12 protein-coding genes are annotated in these 26,176 nt (G+C 39.9%); 3 read left to right on the top strand and 9 right to left on the bottom strand.

Going from position 1 to position 26,176, the window contains the following annotated elements:
* Positions 1-231: 231 nt before the first annotated feature.
* From AAEU30_RS02675 to AAEU30_RS02665, 3 genes are read right to left on the bottom strand one after another with little or no spacing between them, the layout of a single operon-like run.
* Positions 232-2,187 carry a phytase gene (locus AAEU30_RS02675; protein ID WP_421959201.1) on the bottom strand — a complete coding sequence of 652 codons (1,956 nt, stop codon included), beginning with the start codon at positions 2,185-2,187 and terminating at the stop codon, positions 232-234.
* A 10-nt stretch (positions 2,188-2,197) separates the two neighbouring features.
* On the bottom strand, positions 2,198-3,172 hold the full coding sequence (locus tag AAEU30_RS02670) for a purple acid phosphatase family protein (RefSeq protein ID WP_421959200.1): 975 nt from the start codon (positions 3,170-3,172) through the stop codon (positions 2,198-2,200).
* Positions 3,173-3,224: 52 nt separating this feature from the next.
* Positions 3,225-5,531 (bottom strand): TonB-dependent receptor plug domain-containing protein, encoded by a 2,307-nt coding sequence (locus tag AAEU30_RS02665; RefSeq protein WP_421959199.1) that lies wholly within the window; start codon positions 5,529-5,531, stop codon positions 3,225-3,227.
* 287 nt (positions 5,532-5,818) lie between these two features.
* On the opposite strand from AAEU30_RS02665, the gene AAEU30_RS02660 reads away from it, so the two are divergent.
* From AAEU30_RS02660 to AAEU30_RS02650, 3 genes are all read left to right on the top strand, one after another.
* Entirely contained in the window at positions 5,819-6,727 is a 909-nt protein-coding gene (locus AAEU30_RS02660) for a GGDEF domain-containing protein (protein WP_421959198.1), read from the top strand.
* A complete protein-coding gene (locus tag AAEU30_RS02655; protein ID WP_421959197.1) occupies positions 6,711-7,709 on the top strand; it encodes a helix-turn-helix domain-containing protein in 999 nt (332 codons plus the stop codon). Before AAEU30_RS02660 ends, AAEU30_RS02655 begins: the two co-directional genes overlap by 17 nt.
* 62 nt (positions 7,710-7,771) lie before the next feature.
* Entirely contained in the window at positions 7,772-9,127 is a 1,356-nt protein-coding gene (locus AAEU30_RS02650) for a magnesium transporter (RefSeq protein WP_421959196.1), read from the top strand.
* 309 nt (positions 9,128-9,436) lie between these two features.
* Here the strand turns inward: AAEU30_RS02650 and AAEU30_RS02645 are convergent, their stop codons facing one another.
* From AAEU30_RS02645 to AAEU30_RS02620, 6 genes are read right to left on the bottom strand one after another with little or no spacing between them, the layout of a single operon-like run.
* The gene (locus tag AAEU30_RS02645) at positions 9,437-11,875 is read right to left on the bottom strand and encodes an ABC transporter permease (protein WP_421959195.1); all 2,439 of its coding nucleotides are present in this window, start codon (positions 11,873-11,875) and stop codon (positions 9,437-9,439) included.
* Position 11,876: 1 nt separating this feature from the next.
* Positions 11,877-12,584, bottom strand: coding sequence for an ABC transporter ATP-binding protein (locus AAEU30_RS02640; RefSeq protein ID WP_421959194.1), 708 nt, complete (start codon positions 12,582-12,584; stop codon positions 11,877-11,879).
* A gap of 17 nt (positions 12,585-12,601) precedes the next feature.
* The gene (locus AAEU30_RS02635; protein ID WP_421959193.1) at positions 12,602-13,852 is read right to left on the bottom strand and encodes an efflux RND transporter periplasmic adaptor subunit; all 1,251 of its coding nucleotides are present in this window, start codon (positions 13,850-13,852) and stop codon (positions 12,602-12,604) included.
* Positions 13,853-13,902: 50 nt separating this feature from the next.
* Positions 13,903-15,246 (bottom strand): MFS transporter, encoded by a 1,344-nt coding sequence (locus AAEU30_RS02630; RefSeq protein ID WP_421959192.1) that lies wholly within the window; start codon positions 15,244-15,246, stop codon positions 13,903-13,905.
* A gap of 16 nt (positions 15,247-15,262) precedes the next feature.
* Positions 15,263-19,900, bottom strand: a complete 4,638-nt coding sequence (locus AAEU30_RS02625) for a non-ribosomal peptide synthetase (protein WP_421959191.1) — start codon at positions 19,898-19,900, stop codon at positions 15,263-15,265.
* Between the two features lie 11 nt (positions 19,901-19,911).
* The gene (locus tag AAEU30_RS02620; RefSeq protein ID WP_421959190.1) at positions 19,912-26,175 is read right to left on the bottom strand and encodes a non-ribosomal peptide synthetase; all 6,264 of its coding nucleotides are present in this window, start codon (positions 26,173-26,175) and stop codon (positions 19,912-19,914) included.
* Position 26,176: the final 1 nt, after the last annotated feature.

Below are 26,176 nucleotides of genomic sequence, written 5' to 3'. Positions count from 1 at the left end.
GTTTTTCATTTTTTGTATAATAAAACATCATCCTAAGATGCAAAAATTTCTTGAGCAAGAGAATTGAGATTAATAAGCTCATCATTAAGTTAAATTGCAATACATACAAAACAGTTAATGACGATATTTAGGGGTATATATAGAAAGGCTCTTTTAGCGTTTAGTTAAAGATAGGCACTACTACTGTTTAAAACAAAAATGCCGCAATTAAGCGGCATTTTTCTATTTAAATTATTTTATGGCTTTTTTCACTTCACGCCAGTCAATAATTTTAAAGTTTTGTGGTTGTAGCGGCATACGATTATAACCATCTTGTACTACAAGCATGCCTTCAGGGTAACCAGGTAAAGCAGCGGATGTTACGGTTAAACCGTCCGTTTCACCTGCGCCATCAATCCCTTTATCTAGATTAGCAGTTACATTAAACTTACCTGCAAAGCTTAGGTTAGGCTGTGTATCATCGGAGATTTTATAAAGCACATAGCTATTATCGCCTTGGCTTGATACGACTAAATAGCGGGTATCACCAGCATGATAAATTTCCATGCCTTCAACATCAGCAACAAGTTGCTCATTTACACCTTGTAGCATGAGCGCTTTGTTACCAGCACTAGGCTCAGCACCGATATACCAAATACCTTGATCTTCTTCGCCGGCAAATAACTGGCCGCGCTTATCATCAGCACTACAGCCTTCAGGTTGGCTTGGCAGGGTAAACTCTCTGACTAACTCGCCGCTTAAGTTCGCTTTATTACCTGTTAGTTTATATTGTTGAAATAAACCAGACTTATCATTCACGAACACATAATTACCAGAATCAGATGAATACATACACATACCGTAAATTTCGGCTAGGTTTGTGGCTACTTCTGTTACATGGTTTACTTTGTTTTCGCTATCGACAGTAAATACGCTAATACTGTTAAGTGTCCGGTTACTGGCCGTGATCCAAGTATGGGTTTGGTTGTTTATACTTTGATGTTGACGTACATCAACATTATTTAAGCGGCCAATATCTAGCGACTGTACTTTGTTACCCTCAAGGTCATAGACCATTAACCCACGGCGTTTATCTGTGCCCAATATTAAGCTGTTTTTAGCGTCTTGCTGGTTGACCCAAATAGCCGGATCATCAGCTGCATCACCAAATGCTGCAACGGGTGTTGTTTGTGCATTGGCATGAATATGAGTCATGGCAACTTTATTTTTTGAAGGCGCAGACTGTGCACTGTAGTTAACGTTTGCTTCGATATATGCGCCCGTTTCATCATCTATTAAAACAAGCTGTGCTTGATTATCATTAATCAAATTCGCTGCAACTGATTCAATTGCTAATTCGCCACTTAGTGACCATTTGCTTAGTTTTTCTGTTTGGGCATTATAGGCATAAACCATATTGCCATCAGTGGCACTGAGCCATAAAGTACCGTCTTGTGATACTGATAAAGCCCCGATTTCACTGTTTAATTCACCGTACGGCTCAACTAAAGCAACAGGCTGTTTATTGGCATCTGATTCTGCATCAGCATTAATTGCCCACACGCCGAGCTCTGCTTCACCAACATATAGAGTTTTAGTTTCATCATTTACGGCGCAGCCTGAAGCTTCCGTTACTGCAGAAAATTCACGTACTGCGATATTTTTAGTTTGGTTAGTGGCTAAATCATAAATAACAGTTTCGTTGATCAGGCCTCGAACATCCGGCACAAACGCTGATACAGTCTCGGTATTACTGTTTTTAAATAAACACACAGCATCAGGCTGAGCTTGAGGTGGGCTAATGCGAGTGAGCTCTTCTAGCTGCCAAGATGATGCATTGTTGACTAGATTAAAAATAACGACATTGTCTTGATTGTTATCAAGACTTGCGAGTATGAAATGCTGTGCCGATATTTTTTTCAGTGAAATTGACTCGAAGTTACCAGCCAACAACACACTGCTTTGTTTTCTATCGCTAAGTAATAAACCTTGGCTTTCACTTGCTACTACCCATTGATTATTACCAAGAGCAGCCGCTTGTGACCCTTGCATATTTTGTTGTGGGCCAAACGGCGTTACCTTGATAGAGCTTGTTGCTAATAGCGCTTCGTTTTGAACGGCTTCTTTATGGTTACTACACCCGTTGAGTATAGTTAAAAGAAGTGCGCTTGATAGCACTGTTGAGATTGTATTTAGTTTAAATTTCATTTTTTATCCTTTACTTTCCAATATGCTTTTCAGTGCTAAAACGTACTTCACCCAAATGGTTGATAGCGCTAACTTTGAGTGCTTCACCATTGATTGATACACTTAAAAAGCCTGGGGTTGCTTCTGCATAGCGGGTAAACTCACGCTGTTTCACAAAGCGTGCTTCACTGCCTCCACCAGAGACAAAGTGAGCAATATTGCTATTTTCAGGTTGGTTGTATTGCAAGTCGTGCTCGTGCCCAGCGATATAAGCTTGCACGTTATGACGCTCCATTATGGGTTCTAAAATATCGCGAAGACCTTGGTTGCGACCAAAGCGTTTACCACTTGAATAAAGCGGGTGATGGCCCACCACAATCTTCCATTTTGCGTCACTACCCGCAAGTTGGGTTTCAAGCCAGTTAAGCTGGGTTTTATAACCTTGCCCTTGAGTTGAACGGTATTTGTCGCGGGTTTTATATTCAGGTTGAATTGGGTTGGTATCTAAAAATACCATCAATACCTGCTCGTTATTCTCAAGCTCAAACGTTTTGCTGTAGTACCTTGCTGGTAATTGCCAGCGCTGACTTTTATTTGTGTAGTCAATTTGGGCTTGAGCATTACCTAGGTAATCGTGATTACCCAAAACAACGTACCAATCTTCAAAAGTGTGCGGGCCGTGGTAAATATCTTCATAGGCTGATTGCCATAGCGGATCGTTTACACTTGCCACTCCGTTTGGGTAAAAGTTATCACCCGTTGAGATAATAAAATCTGCATCGGTTTGATACATGGCGATTTCTAGCTGATGGGCCACTTCTTTTTGATAAAAATGGCCGTTGTGTCCCCAGTCACCAATGACCATAAAGTTAAGGCTATCGGGTAGTGTATCTAGCTTGGCAATTTTTTGCTTTTGATAAAGCGCATCTTTATATATAACCGGCTCAGCTGCGAACGAGCTAGATGTGACTAGCAAGGCGGCTGTAATTAAAGATAACTTAAACATGGTGTGCTCCAAAATAAGCACGTAATGCATACCACTACGTGCTCAACTGATTTTAGAATGCGTAACGCAACATGACTTGAATAACAGGACCTGCTTCTTCAGATTCCAGTTCGTACTCATCAAAGTCACGATTGTTTTGGTCATCAAGTGAGTCAAACTTGTTAAATACCTCATCTTTACTGGCATCAAGTAAGTTTGAACCAACTAGGCGAAGGGTTACGTCATCCCAGCGCTTTTCAACGAATAGCTCTAAGTCAGCGCCATAAGAAGTCGTCACTTCTTCACCCACAAAACGTCCGTATGCATCGCCTTGGTTACGGTATGTTGCACCAAATGACGCACGAAGTTCTGGTAAATCTTGAATGAAACCTACGTTGTAAACATAATCTGATTGGTCGTTAAATTTACGTTTGCCAAAGCTGTCTTCAACTTCACTATCGAGCCATGAGTAGTTTAAAAATATACCGGTGTTAGGCATGTTCAATGCGTTAAGCGGCGTTGATAAATCAAATTCAATACCTTGAACTGTGCCATCGCCGGTATTTTGAGGTTGCAGGACAAATGTGCCTTCACCTTCTGAGCCTTCAACGCCTGTGCTGGCAATTTCAATTAGGTCGCTAACATCACGATAAAATACGTTTACCCCGACAACGCCACTTTTCCCTAAACGGTATTCGTAGCCTAAATCGATACCCCAAGATGATTCTGGTTTAAGGTTTGGGTTACCTAAAAAGTCATTATCGGCAAGCTCTTCTTCAAGCAGGGCAGGTGTCATGTAATCAAAGTCAGGGCGACGTAAGCTACGTGCAACAGAGGCACTCACCCGACCATTATCACTTACACTGTAACGAAAGTGAGCTGATGGTAAGAAAAAGTCATAGTCGTTCTGTGCCGTTACGCTTTCATTGGTATCGGTAATACTAGAATCTGTTGACTCCCAACGTACGCCCATCTCCCATGAAAACACATCAGCTTCATGTTTAATGAGTGCAAACAAATCAAGGCGGTCTTCTTCGAGGGTATTTACGCCACCGTCAACAGCTTCAAATTCGTTATTGAATACAGCGAGTGACATAGGTGTCTGGTTAAATTGATCCCAGCTAGTAAGTGTTTGCTCACTCTCATCTTCAGCTTCAAAAATTGCGGTGTCACGTTCTTTACCTTGTACAAAAGCACCAAACTGAATTTCTTTTGAATCACCGACTAGTAAACTGTGCTGCCATTGTAATGACCACTCTTTATCATCGATATCAACGGTTTCTTCTGCTTCTTCAAAAACCATGGGTAGTTCGGATGTATCAAGTTCAACTTCTTGCTCGTAAACGGACTCTTCAAAACTTGCATAGCCTACTTTGAACTTGCTGGTGCCGCCCAATAACGGTAATTCATAACCTGAGTTAATGTTGTAGTTAGTTTGATCAATAAACGAAACGTTCGCGTTATCTGAAAGTAAATTACCGCCTTCTACAACCGATCCTGACGTGGCCGTTGCGTCGTCATACTCAAAAGAGCGTTCGTCTTCGGTACGGTCGGTATCAACCCACATGGCGCTAATATCAAATTTGCCGCCATTATCAAATACTTTTTCAAAGCTGGCATTTAGTGATGTGTCATCACCATCTCGGGTATCAGATTGATCCTCACGGTTGTCGAAATCATCTGTAGCGTAATTAGGGTTATTTTCAGGGCTATCGCCATAACGGATGCTTGATTTTTGTTTTGGGTTATAACGACCTTGTAAATTCGCACCTAATAGTAAACGGCCACCGGCAAACTCAGTACCGTAAACGCCCGCAAAGCTTTCTTTAATTTCACCGTCATCATAACGCAGACCACCGGCACGAATGTAACCGCCATCTAGGCTATAGCCATCGCGAAGTACAATGTTAAGTGTACCGGCTATTGCATCGGCAGAGCGGTTGGCACTTGATGAACGAATAATTTCTACACGCTCAATTAATTCCGCTGGAATACGGTCAACAAAGAATGAGCGGTCAGCGCCAGCACCTGGCACTTCTTCGCCATTGATAAGTACTTTTGTGTAAGCAGGGCTTAGGCCACGCATGCGTGCCCCGTCAGACTCAAGTACGTCTGATAAAAAAGTAACACTAGGAACACGTTTTAATGCATCGCCCGCTGTGAGAGGTTCAAAACGTTGAAAGTATTCTTGTGAATACTCAAGTGTTGGGGCTAATTCTTGCGAGCGGTTGCGATAACCAATCTCACCATATACAACAAGCTCTTCAGAGACTTTTACTTCAGGCTCTCTTGGCGATGTTTGCTCTTGTGCATTCACGCTGACACTAAACTGGCTCAGTGCTAATGCCGCTACAACAGCATTTAGTTTAAATTTTTTCATTGATTTGCTCCGGTTGTCCTTGGTTTGGTGAGCAAACTAAAAAAAGTTAATGACGCTAATGTGACAGTTTTAAAGTTAATCTACGATAAATCCTTAATTTATCGGCTTTAGACTCTTCGTTTGAGCTTTTAAAACAGCGCTACAAGTCACTAATAATGGCAGTTGCGAGATAATTTATAGATAAACTTTAATCTGAATGTCATATCAATGAGCCAAAATGACCCTGACGTATAAAATGATCCCGCGCTAGCATATGGATCAAACCAAGCTTAAGAAGATTCAATATCATGCGATATAACCCATTTACCAGTCATGTAAAATTAACCAATACGATTATTTTGTTCTTGGTCATTGCCGTTGCAATATGTGCATACTTTGGTGAACTCAAACAGTGGCAAGAAATTGCGTGGCTCGATATTGTCGGTGAAGGTGGAATTGTACTGATGACCCTTAGCTGGATTATCGCATTATTAATTTCCCGCCCACCAGGCAAAGTAACGACCCTGTTGGTACTTGGCTTAGGTTTGTTTATGTTTTCAGCCACGCTTGATTTACTTGATGAGTGGTTAAAACAACCTTCGCAATTATGGCTCACTTGGTTTGAATCATTACCAGCACCGTTTGGTATGTTGCTAACTAGTGTTGGGCTTTATTATTGGCATCAAGAGCAGTTTGTTTTAAACCGTCAATTACGCCGGCGTGAAGCGCATTTAAGAGAGCATGAAAAAGTCTGTCCTGTAACAGGGTTATACCGAGTTAACTATTTACATTCGTTAATACAGCAACGCCAAAGTGAGCAACAAGTCGCCACTTTGGGGGTTATTGATATTCGAGATTTTGCAAAGTTTAATGCTCAGTTTGGTTTTAGTGAAGGCGATAGGTTACTGCGAGAGATCAGCGATTTATTAGTAATGAACTGCCGTTTAAATGATGTGTTATGCCGCTATGCAGGTGACTGCTTTATTGTGCTTATGCCGGGTACCAGTCAAAGCCAAGCAAAAGAGTTGTTAGCGCAAATGAAAGCAGCCCTTAATCATTGTGCGTTTAAAGTCGCAAAAAGCAAAGGCGCGCAGTTTCAGCATATTTTAACCGCCACAATGGCAATGGATTTAGCGCAGGACCCTGTACAACAAACCAGCGAGTTACATCAACAATTACAACAACAAAAGGCGCTCGTAGGTGCAGCAGTATATTAGTCTAGAGGATAAATACATCAGCGCTGAAGGTATTATCACTGCGCTGGTGGAGCTTGCACAAGGGCGTGAAATCTCGTTGCATAAGTTGCTGCGTGGTACGGGTATTTTTGAGCAAGATTTGTATAATTTATCACAGCGTTTTAGTGTATCGCAGCTACTGGCATTAATTAGCCAATTTAAAACCTTAATGAAAAGTAACGATAGTGGTTTTTTACTTGGTCATCAATTAGTTAATGACTTTAGCCCAGCAATGCAAAGTGTTCAGCTAAGCCCTACGCTAGGTGAGTCTTTAAAACAGTTGCACCTAATTCGTGCCACGCTTGCGCCTTTATTTTTTACTCGCCAGCATACTTTTCACGATGATTTTTATCTGTACTTACAACCAAGCGTTGGTATGGACGATTCATTAAAAAATTATTGCTTTGAAATTTACAGCGCTGCGTTTATTAGTTTACTCAAAAGAGTTAGCAATCACTATCCGCACTGTTATTTTGACTTTACCTGCAAACGACCAAGGCATATTCAAGAATATGAGCAACATTTAGGTTTACGGGTACGGTTTGAGCAACCGTTTACTCGCTGGCACTTTGACAAGCAGCTCCTCAAATACGCTAACCCTCAAGCCAGTAAATTACGTTGGCAACAATGTTTGGCACAAAGCCAGCAGTACCTAAAGTCTCCGGTTTCTTTTGTTGAAGCGGTTTGTAAGCGTATTTATTACGATAAAAACAACAGCCTTGCCAATAGTGCTCAATATTTTGCAATGAGCCCAGCTACGTTCAAACGTAAGTTAAAACAACACGGTGTGAGTTATTCGCAATTACAAGATGAGCAAAATAAACTCAAAGCTCTGCATTTACTGGGGGTTTGCCAGCAAGGTAATGAGCAAGTCGCAGAGCGCTTAGCATTTTATGATATTCCCAATTTTCGCCGTGCTTTTAAGCGTTGGACCGGCATTACACCGAGTCAGTTAAAAATATAATAGCTAATTTTAGTCACCCTAAGTTAGACTCATGTTATTACAATCTTTTATCGAGTTTTAATATGATTGAGTATCCAGTTGATCAACTCCCTCAGCTTATTGATGAGTTATTACAGTGCGACACCACAGCACGAAAAAACAAATTATTAGCTGATGCTAAAGAAAAACTCTCCACTGAGCATTTGTCGCTATTATTCGAAGCCTTGCCAAAAGAGCAGCGTCTGGAAGTGTGGGAATTACTTGATGAAGACACCCAGCATGAAATATTTATAAATCTAGGCGGTGATAGTTGTCGGTGGCTCTTACAAACCTTAGATGAAACACAAGGCTTTAAGTTATTAGACGAAGTAAGCGTTGCTGAGTTACTTGAGTTGGAAGAGTTTATTCCTGAGCGTTTTATAGCATACGCTCGTCAGCAACTTGATGAAGTACAAACTAAACAATATGAGTTAGCGCAGCAGTTTGATCCAGAACAGCTGGGCCACTGGCTTGATTTTGACGCTTTAAAAGTGTCAGAAAAGTTGACCGTTGGTGGCGCACAAAAAATCTTACACAAAGGGCTGCCACAGTTTACCGAAGTGATTTATTTAGTTAGTCGAAAAGGCACGCTTATTGGAGAGGTCAGTGTAAATAACTTATTAAAAGCCGCAGAATCAGCTTCATTGTTAGAGTATGCCAATTTAGATGTAGCTTCACTGCATGCTGATGATGACTTATATGAAGCGGCTGAAGTGGTGATCCACAGTGAAGCTATGGCAATGCCGGTGGTAGATGCTGAAAACAAATTACTTGGCCGTTTAAAAATATCCTCTGCTTACGAATTACGCCAAGAAGTGACCGATGAAGCGGCTGCTAAAGCGGGTGGTTTACGTGAGGATGAGGACTTGTTCTCAAGCGTTGCAAAATCAGCGAAAAACCGTGGTATTTGGTTAGGTATTAATCTAGGAACCGCCTTTTTGGCTTCGTGGTTTATCGGCTTGTTTGGCGCCACTATTGAGCAAGTTGTTGCTCTAGCTGTGTTAATGCCTGTGGTAGCGTCAATGGGCGGTATTGCAGGTAGCCAAACGCTTACCGTGATAGTACGAGGCTTAGCGCTGGGACAAGTAACCGACTCGAATCGTAAAGCATTGCTGAAAAAAGAATTACGGGTAGGGGCCGTCAATGGTTGTGTATGGGCTATTGTTATAGGTGTACTCACTAACCTTTGGTTTAATGATGTTATGCTCAGTATTACTATTACGGTCGCAATACTGTTGAATTTAGTGGCCGCGTCGCTTTCGGGGGTTATTATTCCGTCAATTTTAGACAAAATGAAAATAGATCCTGCTTTGTCTGGATCTGTTATTCTAACCACTGTCACTGATATTGTTGGCTTTGTGACCTTTTTAGGGTTAGGCAGTCTGTTGTTGCTCGGCTAATGATTGAAGTATAAAAGCTAGTTCAAATGAAAGTAATTGAGCGGTTTTGTATATCTGATGTAGCTTTAGTGACAATGAGCAAAAAACTCATAAAGGGCTAGGGATGCAGTAGTTAAAATTGGTGTGACTTAATATAAAACTAAAATAGATTCATTGAGCTAAGTCGTATATAAAATCATGACGAAGTTGTCAGTTACCAAAATAGCGTTAGGTTAATTCTGGAGTAAATGTCATTATTTAGGGTTCGGTTTTTATGAGGCGGGGCTTTTAAAAAGCCGCTAAACGTTTGCTAGCGGCTTTAGGGTGAGACTAACTATCACCACGTAATGAATGAATAACGCGATTTTTAATCAAAGGGTTACTCGCATATATTGCCGAAAAGATTGAAATGGCAATAATAATTAACAGTGATAATAAGATGCTGGCAATATCCAGTTCAATCACAAAAATATTACTCGCATCGAAGTAATAGTAAATTCCAATTAAGCTGATTAGTGCTATTGTAATTCCAGATAGTAGTGAAACTAAGGCATCTTTTAGCAATAGAGTTATAATGTGATTTGGTGCGGCTCCTATTGCCATACGAACCCCTAACTCAAATTTACGTAATGTGACGCTGTAACTAAACATACCATAGAGCCCAATAGCAGCGAGTGAAATCGAAAGTATGCCTAATGAAGCTGATATCCACGCAAAAATCTTATCTAACGAAATCTTCTGTCCATGGATCTCATCCATGCTATAAGTGTCATATAAATAGATTTGTGAATGTACTTTTTCAGCTAGTTGGTTAAACTCAACCGCAGTTATGGTCATATTAGGCTTATATTTCACCATAAAACTTGCAGCTGAAATACTAGGGATGTAAAACCTTGGGCTATTTTCTTGGGCAGGAATTTGGATGTCTTCTACAATTCCAACAATAATATAGGGGTCTTTTTGGCGTGGAAGGTATACAGGCCTGTCAAGCACATCCCCATTAGGGTTAATTTGTTTAGCCATAGTTCGGTTGATTATAGCTACCCTATTTCGATTTGCCACGTCTTCAGCTGTGAAGTTTCTACCTTGATGAATCGGTAAGCCTATTAGTGGCACATACTGTTCATCAATTAGTGCTACTCCAGGACTAATTTTATCCCCACCACCTTGCTCGGTAGTAACTGCAATAGTCCATTCCATATTTTTAGTGCGCGCCATGGGAGCATTTGAACCGATACTAACACTCTCAACAGATGGATGATTAGCTATATTATTTTTTAGATCTTGGACTAAGCTCATCCATTGTTCTCTTGTTTCTAAGTTCACACCACCTAACTCTAACGAAACATAAGCCGCTTTTTCTGAATCAAAGCCAAGTGGCCTTTGGATATTATCTAACGCCTTAATTAATATATAAGCATTACAAGTAAGCAGTAGTGCACTGAGTGCTACTTGACTTGCCATTAATGTAGTTCGTAAACGCTTAGAAACTTGAAGACCACTGCCTTTACCACTACTTTGTATTGTACTTGCTAAAGCTTTATATTTAATTTGTTGAGTTGTAATTGCAGCGAATGCTAATGCAAGCAACCAAGCTACAATAAAAGAAAAGGCAACAGTAACTAAATTAAGCTGGAGCTCTGCTACTCGAGGAATATACCCTTGTGCATAAGTGGCAAGTAAACTATTGGCAATAACGGCTACAACTATTGAGAAAATTGCAGCTGCCGTCATGACAATGCCAATTTCAGCAAGGATAGCTGAGAATATATGTCCTTTATTGGCGCCAAGTGCTGCCTTTATAGTGAATTTTCGGTGGTTGTTAGCAGCTCTGGCTAGCACTAAGTTGGTAATATTTACAGCTGCGATTAATAACAAGACAACCATGCCCGTTAGCATCAATAAAGTCTGAGATCGAGTATCTCCAAGTATAACGGTCTCAAATTTTTTCAAACTAACTTCAATTTTGCGTGATTCAAAGTAGGCAACGCCAGTATTTTCGGCACGAAATTTTTCATTTATGGCATTAGTAAGCAACATGTTGGCTTGTTGTGTTGATTGGTCTGTTTTTAGTTTCGCGACCATAAATATGTCAATAAAAAAAAGCCCCCAGTCTTGAAAGTCTTTTTCTGTTTCAGGAACAAAGTCCCAAGGTATCCAAACTTGAGTTTTGTTATCGATAGACATTAATTGTGGCTCAATAAAACGATCATTGGTTACACCGATGATCGAAAATTTAGTGTCTTGGATTTCCAATGACTTACCGATAACATCGCGGTTACCTGCATAATGACTTTGCCAAAAGTCATAACTAATAACCGCCACGGGGTTGTTCATATTTTTATTTTCAGTATCTTGAAAACCTCTTCCTAGTATATATTCAGCTGCTAATAGTTGCATAAATACAGGGCCTGTATAGGCGGCTTTTAACTTACTTTTACTAGGGTCGTTTTGTAATATTTCCTCTCCATATTTGATGAAGGTATATTGCTCGAATAAATCAGTCGATTTTGCCATTTCAGTCAGGCCAGGGTAATTCTGTGCATTAGCAAATTTTAGTTTACCATCATCCGTGTGGCGCCAGTTACTGATTACTAAACGAGATTGATCCGGATATGGGAGTGGTTCAAAACTAAGTAAATAGTTTAAGTTAAAGATTGAAGAGAGTGCGCCAAGCGTTAACCCCAAAGTGAGTACTATGGTTACTAAATAGCTAGGCGCAAGCATTAAGTTCTTAGCAGCGTTGCGCAAATTCTTATTGAATAACATTTTACACTGCCTCCGCAATGGGCTTGGGGTGTATTTCAATTAAGCCTTCATTGAGCCTGTATTGCTTGTCTGCATGGTCTGCATAACGAGGATCATGGGTAACTAGACATATAGTGGTTCCATTGTCGTTCAAGCTTCTAAGCATACTCATTACCGCATCACCATTTTTTGAGTCTAAGTTACCAGTGGCTTCATCTACTAGTAGTAATGCGGGCTCACAAACAAGAGCTCGTGCAATAGCGACTCGCTGTTGTTGCCCACCGGACAATTGGTTTGGTCTATGACTAGAACGGTTAAGCATATCGACAGTTTCTAAGCATTTCTCTACTCGTTGGCGTACTTCTTCATCGCTGAATTGTTTATTAGAGTAATCAAGCGGCAATGCTACATTTTCATAAACGCTTAGTTCATCTATTAGATTAAAAGCCTGAAATATAAAACCTATTTTTTGATTACGAACAGATGCTGCTTGCTTTATTGATAAACGACTAACATCCATACCGTCAAGTATGTAAGTCCCTTTCGAAGGCGTATCTAAAAGGCCTAGAATAGAGAGTAAAGTCGACTTGCCACACCCTGATGGACCACAAATAGAGACGAATTCACCTTGTTTTATTTCTAAATTTACACTTTGTAACGCATGAGTTTCCATTTCTTCCGTCGCGTATATTTTTTTTATTTTTTCTAATTTTATAATTGATTTCGACATAACTCTTCTCCTAAGCTCTAGTTAATTATACTTATTGTGTTTGATTCTTTGAAACTGGTCATATCTGACAAAATGAAAGCATCTCCAATTTGGGCACCTGAAATTATTTGTAGGTAGCGGCCAGCATCTTCACCAAAAGTTACATTGGTTTGAATTGCAATTTCGCCATCAGTGTTTAATTTAAATAGTGTTTGTCTTGACTGGTTCCTGACATTTACAGGGCGCTCAATATACAATGCATCTTCCAATGTATTTGTGAATATCTTGGCATCAACACTAAGTTCAGGGCGAGCTGATCTAGATAATGGCTCAACAAAACTAACCTCAACTTCAACCATCCCGTCTTGTACTTCTGGGGTGATACGTTGTATTTTTGCTGCAATACTATCGTTGCGAATTCTAACCTCAGCAGCTTGCCCAATTTGCACACGCTCAGCTTGTGACTGTGAGACTTTAATGAGTCCAACTAAATCATCTTCACTGCCGACTAGAGCTAGCTCTTGGCCTGCAATAACGCTTTGGCCTAATTCAACCGGGGAACGTTGTAAAATACCTTCCATACCTGCACGCACCGTTAAACCTTCAACACGTCTTTTAACAGCTTCATGCATAGCTTTTTGTTGCTCTAATTGTCCTTGTTGGATAGCGTAAGCTTGCTCATGGACGAGCTTTAGTTGTGACATTCGATTCTCTTGAATATCAATCGACTCTTGTAATTGTTCGTACTCCAATACTGTAGTGTTATAGGTGAGACGTGATACGATCCCTTTTTCTACCAGCTCACTTTCAGCTATCTTTCTGAGAGCTTGTTTTTTATAGGCCGAACGTAATTCACTGTGTTTTGAGGATTCGGTAAGTAACTCACGCTTGTTGTCTAAAACGAGTCTCTTCAAATTAGCTTCTTCATTGAATAGTGCCATTAAAGAGCGTTCTAGTTCTTGTTCCATTTCAGGATTACTCATACGTAGAATGACAGAGTCAGGTTTTACTCTTGCTCCAGGCTTGAGTACTACATCATCGACTGTAGCGGGGTAGCGTGCAGTGATAAGTTTTTGGCTATTAGAGCGTAATACGCCATATCCAGTTATTTCAGCTTGTAAAGTACCGCGTTGGACTTTTGTTATAACAATTTCATTGCGTGCAATTTTACGCTCACTTTCGGGCTTTAATGAAATCCAACTGAGGATCGAAACACAAATTAGGGCGGTGCCTATCATCAAGTATGTATTTTTCGATTTTTTCTTACTTTTGTGTTTAACTACATCCATTTTCTATCCTTAATGAATCGTCAGGCTCATAGATAGAGCCTGATAAATTGTTAAGCCGTTTGCTGTTCTGACTCTTTGGTAGTGCTTTCTTCAGAAATATCAGCTTCATCAATACTACGAATGTGTTTATTCATAAACCCAAGCACAGCAAATAAGACGGGGAGTATCGCCAGAAGAATTAACATTAAACCTATCCCCCTGCCAGGACCAACACCAATAAGAGGTCCAAAAAAGTTTGATACGGCATTTTCACTACGCATGACAGGCTCAAAAACGTAGTCGGCTAATGGACCCGCCAAAAAGTCACCTAATGGGATAGTAAATTGGGCGAACATTCTTCGTAATGCAAAAACACGTCCTTGCATTTTTGGTGGGATGCGAGTTTGCCAAATAACTTGGCTGCTGCCATTTATAGTTGGTACGCAGAATTGGAATAAAAATAATCCTATCATCACGACCCAGATTATATTGCTAAGACCCATGATAAATAGACATAAGCCCATGGCTAGTCCACCAAATAAGATGCCATTAATTTTACGGGTAGGGCCACCACTCCAAGCTAAGTAGATTGCACCCGCTAAAGAACCAACCCCGCCAACGGATAGCACTAAACCGGTTTCCCAATTTTCAGCAGTAAAGTTAACCATAGGAACAATAGAAATAGTACCTATACTTACAACGAAATTGACTAGACAGAAAAACAGTAAGAGATAGACTAGATCTTTTTGTTTGAATAAGTAATCCCATGCATATTTTATCTCTTGCCACATGTTCGAGTCTTCTTCTTCGCCTTCATGGGGTTCAGGTTTTGGTATTTTGACTAAAATAAGGGTGCAAAAGGCAAACCCGTAAGTCACTAAATCAATTATGAAAATTGTAGTCAAATCAACAAAACTAAGTAATGCACCGGCGATTAATGGGCCCGCGATCAATGAGATTGAACCGATCATTTGCATCAGACCAGAGACCCGACCATAATCTTTACGTTCAATCAAAGTAGTAATGGCTGCTATATTTGCAGGTCCTTGGAAAGCCGTTGCAATGGCTGAAATTGCAACACCACCAAAAATTATCCAAATATTTAGCATGTCAAAATAAAAACACGTTGCTAATCCTAAAGTGACTAGCGCACTTAACGTGTCAGCTAATATAAGAATTAATTTCCGGTCGTAGCGATCAACTAACACTCCGATGATGGGAGAAAATATAATGGCTGGTAAGCCGGTAATGACAGCTACCATTGTAAAGCTGGTAACAGAGTCAGTTTCGCTTAATAGCCAAATGCCGATGGCAAAACTGGTAACCCCTGAGCCTAGTACAGAAACCATCTGTCCAAGCCACATTAGATAGTAGGTTTTCATCCCACTACTTGAATTTCTTATTGTTTCAAACATGAAAAAAATCTCTTAATTAAAGTAGGTTATAAGTTGCAAGTATTTCGTTTAAACAGGTTTTACAGTGTTCTGCGAGATGTGTTATCCGTTCTTCTTTAAACTGATTACGGCTAAACTCCCAACGTACACTGAGTTTATTATTTTTTATGTAAACGCCTACGGCTAGCGATCTTAGCCGCTTGGTTGCTTTATCTAAGCCGTAGCCACCAAAGCCGTCTTCACGATGTAATACTCTCAGGTCAGCCGTGTTATCATGGCCAAAATAGTTGAAGAACACTTGGGGTTCTGGAATATTATTAAAATGCTCAATCAAAGCTTTATCTTCAGCTAAGTAACGCAGCACTCCATAGCCAATACCACCATTTGGAATGGCACGTAGTTGCTCGTTGATGTACTTCATTGCTGCTACAGGGGTTTGGTTTTCACCATAACTGAGAAAAGCAGGGTATATAGTATTAAACCAGCCAACAGTTCTAGATAAGTCTACGTCATCAAATAATGCCTCACGGCCATGGCCCAGTAGGTCAATCATCAAACAATTCGAATTACATTCGTGCATAAATGCATATACGATACTAGTGAGTAATACGCTATCTATCTGGGCTCCAGTGACACGGGGCACTTGGGTTGTTAAGCATTCTGTTTGTTCTTCATCAAAGTTGATATACACACTTTGTGAAGAATCCATACTATTTATACCCTCAGGAAAGTCCTTTGTGAGGTCAGCGGCGTGCTTTCGATCTTCTAATAGCCAATAACTTCGCTCTTTTTGTGCAGCTTGTGATTGACTCCACTGAGTTAACTTTTCAACCCATTGAGAAAATGAAGTTCCTTTATCTGGTAGCTGTAGCTTTTCATCACGGCTGATTTGACGATAGCATGTTTCAAAGTCATCTATGATGGTGTGCCAGCTACCAATATCAGCTAACATGAAATGTGCGATAAGAAATAACATTGGTTTTTCTTGATCATATCCAGGATACAAGATAGCTCGAAATAGAGGTCCTTCAGATAAGTTTAATGTCGTGGCAGTATCGAAAATATGGTAATTAACTTGTTGAGCTATATTACGGGTATTTGTAGGTTTTAGTCTTGCTATTGTCAGTGGTGCTTTTGTCGGTAGTTCATCACCAATGAGTTGGTAGTGATTTTTACTATCTTGAGTCAGGCGCATCCTTAACGTGTCATGATGGTTCATAATATGTAGCAATGATTGTTCAATTGCCGAAATATCAAAATCATTATCTCTTGGGAGTAAAAATACCCCCAAAGTGTGATATTGCGGGTTGTTGTGTGCTAATTCTAAAAAGTGCTTTTGAGCTGGTGTCATTGCTACTTGGCCTACAACAGGCTCGGTTTGACGTAAAACCTGCGTTGTGAGTGAAGCTTCAGCTAATGCTCTGACTGTTTTACTCTGGAAGACTTGCTTTGGTGTAATATCAATATTTACTTTCTTGGCTTTAGCCACTAAACGGATAACCAGCAGGGAATCACCACCTAAATTGAAAAAGTCATCATCAATACCAACCTTTTGTACTTTTAGAACCTCTGCAAATAATCGACATAAAGTAGTCTGAGTTAGGCCTATTGGGGGACAATAGGGTATGTTACTTGTAATTGTTTCCATTTCTGGAATGGGTAATGAGCGACGGTTAATTTTACCGTTAGGCGTCAGTGGGATTTTCTTGAGATACACAAATAAGCTGGGTATCATGTATTCAGGCAATTTCTTTTTCAAATGTCGGACTAACAGTTCTTGTTCTGTTTCACTACTACCACTGTAATAAGCCACTATTTTTTTATCATTTCCAAAGGTGTGCACTTGACAGACTGTTTGTTCAAGCTGTGGTAGCGTATTGAGTGTGCTCTCTATTTCACCAAGTTCAATACGGTATCCGCGAACTTTAACCTGATCATCGGCACGACCTAAAAAAATGATTTTTCCAAATTGGTCATATTTAGCAAGATCTTTGGTACGATAAAGTCGTTGTTCTTCATCGTTTATTTGGCACTTAATAAATGCTTCTTGTGTAAGTTCAGGGCTATTAAGATAGCCTGTGGCTAAACAATCACCTGTGACGTATAGCTCACCCGGTACACCAGCTGGCACCGGTTGCATTTGGCTGTCTAAAATAAGAATGGAAGTATTATCAATAGGATTACCAATAGTTACAGCACCTGTTTTGCCATCACCACTTTCAATTCGATGACTAGAACACCAAACAGTTGCCTCAGTTGGTCCATATAGATTCCAAAAAGAAGATGACTTTAATAGTAGTTCTTCAGATAACTCTGGAGGCAGAGCTTCACCACCGCAGAGTATTCGCATATCTCTTTTACCTTTCCATTCGAGCTCTAGCATCATTCGCCAAGTGGAAGGAGTGGCCTGCATTACATCAATATCATGGTGGTTGATAAGGTCTATGAGTTGGGCTGGATCTAATACCTGTTCGCGTTGTGCTAACACGACTGTAGCGCCGCTGATTAGGGGTAAGAAGATTTCAAGTACAGCAATATCGAAGCAGATCGTTGTGCAAGCTAGTAGCTTTTCACCAACACGCATTCCTGGTGCGCGTTGCATTGCATGCAAAAAATTACTAATGCTACGGTGAGGAACCATAACACCTTTAGGATTACCAGTTGAGCCAGATGTAAATATTACGTACGCTAAAGAGTCCAAGTCGTTTATTGGTGAGAATGTTAATTCAACTCTATTTTGGTGGGGCTGACTAAAGGCTAACTTACCATCGGTGCCAATTAATATAAGTTTTGAATAATGTGCAAACTTAGTTTCTAAACTTGTATTAGTAATTATCAAATTGGTTTGAGAATTATCTAGCATGTAACGTATCCGCTCTTCAGGATAGTCAGTATCGAGTGGAATATATGCCGCTCCAACTTTCAAAATAGCGAGCATAGCTACTATCATCGAAGCGTTTCGTTGGCTAGCCATTGCTACGAAATCACCAGATTGTACACCTTGATGGTATAGCTCATTTGCTAATTCATTAGCACGATTTTCAAGCTCATTGTAGGTAATCGTTAATTCACCATCAATTAGAGCGCATTGATTACCGTGAATAGCTACTTGAGAACTGACTAGTTGATGCAATGGCTTGTGGTCAAAAAGGTGCTGTGCTCCACTTTGCCAAGACTGTGTTATTTGTTGACGTTGTTTCTCACAAAGTAAAGAATAGGAATCAATACGTTTATCAGGAGTGCTAATTAATTGTTCTAATAAAAAGGTAAAATGCTTAGCAAGACCTTCAATACTGGCGGTATCAAATAAGTCAGTATTAAACTCAATGAATCCACTGAGGTGATTAGATTGACTGAAATAAAACGTGAGATCTAATTTTGAGGTTTTATTGTCAGAACGTATAGCACTAAATAGGGGGATACTCTTTTCTGCTTTAGTGGACTCCATTGACGATGAAGTATTGTCTAGAATCAACATTACCTGAAAAATAGCAGCACGGCTAAGATCTCGGGTCGGATTGAGTTCATCTACTAATTTCTCAAATGATACATCCTGATTACTATAGGCATCAAATAGCGTTTTCTTTTCTAGTTCCAACATCTGGTTGAAGTCTAAACTCGGCTCTATCAGAGTTCGAAATGCCAGGGTATTAGTAAAGAAACCGAAAGTTTCTGCCAGAGCTGATTTTTCACGGTTTGCAATTAAAGTTCCAATAGCAAAATCGGGTTGCCTAGTGTATTTGTGTAATAAAATACGCAATGCGCTCAACAAAAGGTTATATGTGGTGATCCCTTTTTGTTCACAAAAGGCACGTGCTTTAGTTGCGAGGTATTCCGGTAAATGAAGAGCAGATGTGTCACCATTAAACGTTCGCTCGGCAGGGCGCGGACGATCACAATAAAGTTCTAGAGGTGGAACGCCGTCAAGTTGATTTAACCAATACTTTAGTTTATGTTTTAATGCTTCTTCTTGTTGAGGCATACGCTGCCAGCATGCATAGTCAATGTAGCTCGTTTGTGGTTTGGTAATAGGACTCTCTTGACCTTTCAATTTGTTATAGTGTTCGTTGATGTAACGTATAAATAAATTATGGGACCAAGCATCAAAACCAATGTGATGAACATTGACGTACCAAATGTATTGATCTTCTGCAAGCTTAAACAAGCGGGTGCGGAATATTCCTTCTTTGGTTAAATCGAAGGCATGTTCACAGTCATCATCAATTTCTCTTAAAGCGTCTTTCTTTCCTTGTTCTAGACTACGTTCTGAAAAATCAACGATAGGTAAAACACGGTATTTTTCTTGCGCTTTAAGTTCATCTAAACTGAGAATCGTTTGATAGGCTTCTCCTTGTTCTTCATCAAAGCGACAACGTAAAATATCGTGATCAGCTAATGTATGTTCTAAAGCTTGAGTTAGGTGATCACAATCAATAGCCCCATTGCTTTGATACAGCTGTGGGATACTATACTCAGGACTTTCAGGCTCATAACGTGATAAAAACCAAATTCGTTGTTGCTCATGAGAAAGAGGAAAACGCTGATGCGGTTTTTTATCCACAATTGGAAAGCTATTATTAGCGTCTTTCGTCACTTTACTTTTTGTAGCTAATTGTTGTAATAACTTAGCTCTTTTTTCAGGACTAAGCTTTTTGAGTTTTTCTTGAATATCCATAGTGCCTCTAATTATTCTTGTTCTAGTTCCATTAATAGTTGCGCTAAATCTGCATCATCGACTTCGTTTAATTGAACTTGCTCGATATGCTCGCTTAGTAAAGCTATTGATTGGTGGGCAAGTACATCTGCAATCGTTAAACAGCTCAAGCCAAACTCCTCATTGAGTTTTGATACCATTCGCATCGCCAAAATGGAGTTACCGCCTAATTTAAAGAAATTGTCTGCAATGCCAATTTTGTTGTGTTCGAGAATTTGTTGCCATAAATGACACAGTGTTTTTTCAGTTTCGCTTTGAGGGGCTAGATAACACGTTTTTTGGGTTAGCTGAAATTGGCTAAGAGCCTTTTTGTTGACTTTGCCGCTCGGAGAAAGCGGAAGGGTTTGTAGCTTAATGAACCTTGTTGGCAACATGTATTGCGGTAGTTTTTTTGTAAGTACATTAAGCAATTCGTTTTCATTATATATGTTGCAGCTGTCAACATAGAAAGCGACCAGTAAAGGCTCTACTTGACTGTGGTTTATCACAACGGCTACTTGATTAAGTTTGACGGATTGCTCAAGTGTCGCTTCAATTTCTTGTAACTCAATACGATAACCACGGAGTTTCACTTGTTCGTCAATGCGCTGTAAATAGCAATATTCACCATTACTGAGCTGGCGAACAAGATCGCCAGTCAGATATACACGAGTAGTGGTACTGCCGATTTGTAATGATATAAACTTTTCTTGGTTGAGCTCTGGCCTATACCGGTAACCTAATGCTAGACCATCACCAGCTATAGCCAGCTGACCTTTAGCACCAAATCGAGCTAATTGATTATTGTCATTGAGGACTAGCAGTTGGGTGTTATGAATAGGGTTACCAATGGTGATGTGACCATCACTTTGGATCTGTTTTATACTCGACCAAATAGTAGTTTCTGTTGGGCCATACATATTCCATAGCGCATGGTGATCTTGTAATAATTGCAGAGCCAATTGCTGCGGTAAAGCTTCCCCACCAACCAAACAAGTTAAGCTTTTCTTACCTTGCCAGCCTGAACTGTAAAGTAAGCGCCAAGAAGCCGGAGTACCTTGCATTAGAGTAATATTATGCGATTCAATTAATTCAGATAGTTCGATACCATTCTTGCTTTGCTCTTCATTTGCAATAACTAATGAGGCACCGCAGTAAAGTGGCAAAAACATTTCTAGCACTGATATATCAAATGAATAAGGTGTGATCGCTAATACTGAATCACTAGCGGTACAGCCAGGTCTATCGGCCATGGAATAAAGAAAATTAGCTAAGTTTGCATGACTAATATCCACACCTTTTGGTTTCCCCGTCGAACCTGACGTGTAGATACAATATGCTTGCTGCTGAAGTTTAATAGGTTCTAGTGTGACTTTATTTTGTAGTGCTTCAAAATCAAGATAGTTTAACTGTCTGCATTGAGTAGGTAGCTGAAATATTGGACACTGCCCATCACTAAGCAGGAAGTGAGCTTTTGCATCTTCAGCTATAAAGCTTAATCTATCTGCAGGGTAACTAGGGTCTAAGGGAAGGTATGCTGCTCCACATTGCATGATGGCAAGCAAGTTTATTATTAGCTCTTCATTTCTTGGTAGGGAAACAGCGACTAGATCGCCTATTTGTACACCATATGATTGTAACTGTGCAGCGCGAGTTTGCACTTTTAAATATAATTGTTGATAATTCAAATAACTCTCACCACAGTGAATAGCAACCTTCTTTGGTGATTGGTACTTATATTGCTCAATTTTATTAAGTAGGTTGGGTAGCTTCTGTATACTGTTTTTTGGTCCTAAGGTGTGGGCTAATTGCTTACTAGTTAATGATGATATTTCTAAATCTGATACAGAGCCTTCTATGCCTCTTGCCAATATTGTTAAAATCTCAAGATATCTGTCACGTAGCATTGCTACCGAGTTATTATCAAATAACTCGGTAGCAAATTCGAAATGCCCAGAGATACCGTTTGGCGATGACAATAAAGTTAATGTCAGATCAAATCGTGCTGTTTTATTAGGGGTTTCTGGTAACGATAAGGTTAGCTCATCTGTTATCGGATGCGAATCCTGCCCACTGCTAGTTAAAAAGTTAAAAAAGACTTGAAATAGCGGGTTATAGTTTAATGCTCGCTCAACATCAAGTAGCTGCACTAAACTGTGTAAGGGTAAGCTTTGTTGCTCGAAGCCAGATAAAATACGGTCGTGCGTCTTACTTAGCATTTCACTGATGCTATTTTCTGGAGCAAGCGTCATTCGAATGGGTAATGAATTGACGAACAGCCCAATGGTGTTGTCTAAATCATGCCCAGGCCGACCAGAAACTGGAATACCAATAGCGAAGTCTCGCTGCCTTGACTGTTCATGTAGCAAAATACCAAAAGCTGATAACGATAAACTATACAAAGAGATGCCTAAAGCACTAGCGTGTTTTTCTAGCTGTTTACTAAGTACTTTATTAACATCTAATGATAAACGCTGCCCAGTGAAACTTGGTTGGGCTGGACGTGGTTTATCTAAGGGGAGCTCCAAGCGATGTGGCATATCTTTTAATTCAAGTAGCCAATAATCTTTGCTTTGTGCTAAATAATGTTGACCTTGCTCAGAGTTTTGCCAATGCGCATAATCAAGAACCTGAGCTGTTAATGGGTCGGGCTGCCAAGGTAATTTTTGCAATAAACAGGAGTAGCAGTTACTCAATTCTTTAGTCAAAATATCGAATGAGGCGCCATCACATAAGATATGATGGATGATAAGTCCTAGCCAGTGCTGATCATTGCCTAGATCATAGCTTACCCATTTGTATGCAGGTTGAGATAGATCAAAATGTTGTAGTAGTAGGTCTTGAAAGTGTTGCTTGGCTTCTGACTTAGTTAAATTGAGTTGTTTGAGATCAACTAATGCGTTATCTAAAATCTGCTGTTGAGTTTCACCGTGTATATTTGTGAAAACAGTTCTGAAAGCTTCATGTCTTTCAATTAATAGGTTTAGAGCCTGTTCCACTAGAGCAAGCTCAATTGGGCCGTCAAACTGTAATAATAATGGCATATTGTATAGGCCTGCACTGCTCGTATAGGCATCCAAGATGTACATTTGCTGCTGACCATAAGTTACAGGAGCAGCTTTGTTCCTAGCTACACGAATCAATCCATTCATTGATTGTTTAATCAGCTGTTTGTTAAGCAATTCTGCTTGTAAAGCGATAGTTGGGGCGGAGAAAAACTGCTTTAAAGTTAACTCTTTTCCTGTTTTTTTAGATAGTTGACTTAGTACTTTAAGTGCTGCTAGGGAATGTCCACCTTGAGCAAAGAAGCTAGTCTGACAGCACACATGATTTTTATTTAGTACGTATTGCCATATTTCTAAAAGTGTATGCTCTAAGTGGGTCTTAGGTGTAATAATCTCAGTTTTAGGAGCGATTTCATTAACTACAGGCAGTGCCTTACGGTTCACTTTTCCCCGCTCTGTTAGGGGGAGTTTGTCAATTTGTACAATGTACTCAGGTAGCATGTATTCAGGTAGAGTTTTAGACAATAGATACTTGAGTTTGTCTTGATGAAGATTCGCCTTACTTACTACGTATGCTATCAGGCTTGTTCCTTGTAAAACGCAAGTACTTGCAAGTACACCTGTTACTTGATTTAAATGTCGTGTAATTTCTTCTAGCTCGATGCGGTAACCACGTAGTTTTATCTGATCATCTGCACGACCTTTAAAATAAATAAGCCCTTTTTCATCGTAGTACGCAAGATCGCCCGTAGCGTATAGTCTTTGCTTTAGCTGAGAGTGAATACCGAATTTTTCGTGACTTACATCTTCTAAATTTTGATATCCTTGTGCTAGATTACTACCGCCAATATAGAGCTGTGCTAGAACATAAGGGGCAACTGCGTTGCCACAATTATCTAATAAATAAGCTCGACTATATGGCAAAGGTGAGCCTATTGGGATGAGGGGCCGATTAATATCTAATTGGCTAACTTCATGGACGGTGCAGCTAATCGTTGCTTCACTGGGACCATAAGCATTGAGTAGTTTTTGCTGGGTTATATTACATTGAGAGAACCAGTTTTCGACTACTTTACTTTGTAGCTGCTCTGTACCAGTAACGACCAAATTGACCGACACAGGGACTGGCTGAGTTGTTTCTCTTAAATATTCTAACCAACTGCTTAGGTAACCAGTTGGTAAACTCAGGTGATTTATTTTGTACTGGTCTATAAAAGTATTAAGCTGCGAGAATGAAGGCGTTTCAGTACCTGAACGTAGTATGACATGGCCACCGTGATACAAAATAGGGAATATTTCTTCCAATGCTAAATCAAAAGAAAGTATAGAAAATTGCAGTGCTATTGTTTTAATACTGAGCTGGTAATGCTGGGCAACAGCAGTACAGTGATTGCTCAATGCTTGGCGTGTAATTCTTACTCCTTTTGGATGGCCTGTAGAGCCTGAGGTATACACTAAATAACCTAGTTCAGGATCGGGGCTGGCTTCAGTGTCCAAGAGATGAAGGCTAAGGTTATCATGATCATCATTGAGGATGGCTACACTACTTGAATCTTCAAGAATAAACTGTCGTCTTTGTTTCGGTTGTGTCTGATCTAGTACTACAAACGGGCAATTTATCAAGTGTGCAGCTAAAACTGATAAGACGACATTCAGCCTATGATCACAGGATATAGCGATGGTTTGTCCTGGTGTTACCGCCGCAGATATTGTATCTGCAATACCCTGGATATCCTTCATTAGTTGGCCGAAGGTTAAACTTATGCTCTGCTGCGGCGCGGTCAACGCGGGAGTATCCTTTTGCGTTATTGCAAGTTGACGTAAGCGTTTACTAAAGCATTCAGCTTCGGGGAAAACGGTATCGTGATTTAATATCGTGTGCTGCTGAGATAATGAAAAGCTGGATAGTTCTTTAACAGTGAGAGTTGGCTTTTCAAGCATTGTCTCAATGATAGTTGCCAGCTGTTCTTGCCATAATCTGACTTGTTGCTTGGAAAAAAGTGCCGTGCGGTATTCAAAATATCCACTGTAAGTCTTTTTATTTTGTTGAATCTCAAGGGTAACATCAAGTTTACTATAATGTCTTTGTACTGGGTATTGACTCCAAACTGCTTTATTTTCCGGTATTGACTGAGCTTGTTCGAGGTTATTAAAAGAGTACATAACTTGAAATAGAGGGTTAGCTTCTCCTTTTCTATTTACTTCTAATAATTCTGAGAGCCTACCTATGCTAACTTGGCTATGCGCTAAGTCTTGATAAAAATGGTGCTGTAGATTTGCGATAAAGTCAGCCAAAGTAGAGTTAGGTTCAATTTGAGCTGGAAGTAGAATCGTATTGGCAAAGTTGCCTACCATACTTCGTTGAACCTTAGTATTGCGGCCGAGCTCCGGCATACTAATAATAAAATTATGCTGACCTGAAATTTTACCGAGCAGCAGTTGATACGCAGCTAGAAAAAATACTGAGGAGGTAATGCCTAAGCGTTGACATGTCATAGTTATTTTTTGACTAATACCCGTGTCAAAGCTGAAGTTTACGTACTCTCCACGCTGTTCGTCTTGATTTATTTGTTGAGGGTGCTGCGATAAAGAAAGGGTATGCTCGGTGTCTTTTAATCGCGTTACCCAATATTCTTCCATTGCCTTGTTAGCAATCGTTTGGCCAGCTAGCAATTGCTTAAATGTATAATAATTCTCAGCTGATTGCGTTTGCTCTGGATCGTTATAATATCGCAATATAGCTTGCTCAATCATCACTACTGAAAGCCCATCTAGCGCAATATGGTCAAAGCACATCGTAAAAATGAACTCTTCAGAATTTTCCAAGTTAGTATATAACTTAAAGCGACAAGGGTAACTTTGAGCTAGCTCAAATGGTGTCTGTACTTCTTGCTCGACAAGTTGTCTGACTTCACTTTCATCTGCTCCAACATGCTCTGTAAAGGGCAATTTAGCTAAAGTTTGACTAAATTGCTTGGGTTCACTTTTCACTGTAACAACTTTACTAGTCAATGCGGGATGTTGTTTCATCACTGCAGTGATAGCTGTTTTTAAAAGTGAAATATTGGGTTTAGCCCTAAAACTATAGGCACGAAAAATATTATTTAATCCACTGTTCGGCTGTAGCTGATGAGTGAGCCAGAAGCGCTTTTGTTTATCGCTTAACTCAAACAGTGCGAGCTCGGTTTTGCTTTGCTGTAATTGTTTTAACCGAGCTAATTTTTCAGCTCGGCTTAAGATACTATCTGACATA

Source organism: Pseudoalteromonas mucoides (assembly GCF_049257175.1).
GTDB lineage: Bacteria > Pseudomonadota > Gammaproteobacteria > Enterobacterales > Alteromonadaceae > Pseudoalteromonas.
The sequence above is the reverse complement of the archived record's forward strand: the minus strand, read 5'-3'. Positions and strand labels throughout refer to the sequence as shown.

Excerpts from the sequence above, each read along its gene's own strand:
- AAEU30_RS02650 (WP_421959196.1), top strand. The coding sequence starts at position 7,772 with ATGATTGAGTATCCAGTTGATCAACTCCCTCAGCTTATTGATGAGTTA.
- AAEU30_RS02665 (WP_421959199.1), bottom strand. The coding sequence starts at position 5,531 with ATGAAAAAATTTAAACTAAATGCTGTTGTAGCGGCATTAGCACTGAGC.
- AAEU30_RS02675 (WP_421959201.1), bottom strand. The coding sequence starts at position 2,187 with ATGAAATTTAAACTAAATACAATCTCAACAGTGCTATCAAGCGCACTT.
- AAEU30_RS02645 (WP_421959195.1), bottom strand. The coding sequence starts at position 11,875 with ATGTTATTCAATAAGAATTTGCGCAACGCTGCTAAGAACTTAATGCTT.
- AAEU30_RS02660 (WP_421959198.1), top strand. The coding sequence starts at position 5,819 with ATGCGATATAACCCATTTACCAGTCATGTAAAATTAACCAATACGATT.
- AAEU30_RS02630 (WP_421959192.1), bottom strand. The coding sequence starts at position 15,246 with ATGTTTGAAACAATAAGAAATTCAAGTAGTGGGATGAAAACCTACTAT.
- AAEU30_RS02670 (WP_421959200.1), bottom strand. The coding sequence starts at position 3,172 with ATGTTTAAGTTATCTTTAATTACAGCCGCCTTGCTAGTCACATCTAGC.
- AAEU30_RS02620 (WP_421959190.1), bottom strand. The coding sequence starts at position 26,175 with ATGTCAGATAGTATCTTAAGCCGAGCTGAAAAATTAGCTCGGTTAAAA.
- AAEU30_RS02625 (WP_421959191.1), bottom strand. The coding sequence starts at position 19,900 with ATGGATATTCAAGAAAAACTCAAAAAGCTTAGTCCTGAAAAAAGAGCT.
- AAEU30_RS02640 (WP_421959194.1), bottom strand. The coding sequence starts at position 12,584 with ATGTCGAAATCAATTATAAAATTAGAAAAAATAAAAAAAATATACGCG.
- AAEU30_RS02635 (WP_421959193.1), bottom strand. The coding sequence starts at position 13,852 with ATGGATGTAGTTAAACACAAAAGTAAGAAAAAATCGAAAAATACATAC.